This window comes from Dietzia cercidiphylli, from assembly GCF_014145145.1.
GTDB classification, from domain to species: domain Bacteria; phylum Actinomycetota; class Actinomycetes; order Mycobacteriales; family Mycobacteriaceae; genus Dietzia; species Dietzia natronolimnaea.
The window spans coordinates 1-1,334 of the sequence record NZ_JAALEA010000071.1; the positions used below are offsets into that span (position 1 = coordinate 1).

The following is a 1,334-nucleotide window of genomic DNA, read 5'->3' on the forward strand; positions in this document are numbered from 1 at the left end:
GGCTGCCCTCGACCGCACGCCACTACCTGCAGTCGGGCTCCACCGCACCGCTCACCACCCACTTGTTCTTCAGCATGGACCGGGCCGGGACCGACCCGAGGGTCGACGCCGCTCTCGACGAACTCGGCGTGACCTACGTGTACGTCAGCCCGCCCAATTACTGGGGATTCCAGAAGCCCAACGACCACCTGCTCCGGCTCGACCAGACCCCGGGCCTGGTCAAGGTCTACTCGGACTCCCAGGTGCGGATCTTCGCGGTCCGTGCCGCCTTCACCGAGGCCGAGCTCGCCCGGATCCTGGCCGACTCGCCGTTCCCGCCCGATGGACGTACGCCGCTGACCCGCGCCACCGCGCTGTACGGACGGGAGTGAGCGGGCCGGCCCGGGCCGGGTCGTATCCTTGGAGCTGTTGTCCGACAGGGCGCCGCGGCGGGTTCGCCGCACATCGGGAGGGGATCTGAATGAGGGCACTCGTGACGGGTGGGGCCGGGTTCATCGGGTCGACGCTGGTGGACCGCCTGCTGTCCGTGGGGCACGAGGTGACGGTCGTCGACGACCTGTCACGGGGCCGGCTGGAGAACCTCACGAGCGCCCGCGAGGCCGGCTCGCGGTTCACCTTCCGCCAGCTGGGCCTGACCGACCCCGCGATCGGGGACCTGGTGGCGGACCTCGCCCCGGAGGTCGTGTTCCACCTGGCCGCGCAGATCGACGTCCGCCTGTCGGTGGAGGACCCGGTCCGCGACGCCGAGGTCAACGTGGTGGGGACCGTCCGGCTGGCCGAGGCCGCCCGACGGGCCGGGGTTCGGCGGATCGTCTTCACCTCCTCGGGCGGATCGATCTACGGCCCCGTCACCGACCTGCCGGTGGCCGAGTCACGGCCGGTGGACCCGATGAGCCCGTACGCGGCCGGCAAGGTCGCGGGCGAGGTCTACCTCGAGATGTTCGCCAAGCTCTACGGCATCGAGTGGGCGGGCGTGGCCCCGGCCAACGTGTATGGGCCGCGCCAGGACCCGCACGGCGAGGCCGGGGTGGTGGCGATCTTCGCCCAGCGACTACTGGCGGGGGAGCCGACCCGGGTCTTCGGGGACGGGGGCAACACCCGGGACTACGTGTTCGTCGACGACGTGGTCGACGCCTTCGTCCGTGCCGCGACCGTTCCGGCCGCCGCCGGGCTGCGCTTCAACGTGGGCACGGGCGTCGAGACCAGCGACCGCGAGCTGCACACGCTGGTCGCCGCGGCCTCGGGATCGGGGGACGACCCCGAGTACGCCCCCGCCCGCCTGGGTGACGTCGCGCGGTCCGCGCTGGACGCCGGCCGCGCCGCCGAGGTGCTCG

At 72.6% G+C, this 1,334-nt stretch carries 2 protein-coding genes; both read left to right on the forward strand.

Going from position 1 to position 1,334, the window contains the following annotated elements:
• Positions 1 to 371 (forward strand): DUF6541 family protein (locus G6028_RS03330; RefSeq protein ID WP_338404138.1); only part of this gene is annotated, 371 nt, incomplete at its 5' end.
• An 89-nt stretch (positions 372 to 460) separates the two neighbouring features.
• Positions 461 to 1,334: NAD-dependent epimerase/dehydratase family protein (locus G6028_RS03335; RefSeq protein WP_182658034.1), on the forward strand; the 874-nt coding region annotated here is incomplete at its 3' end.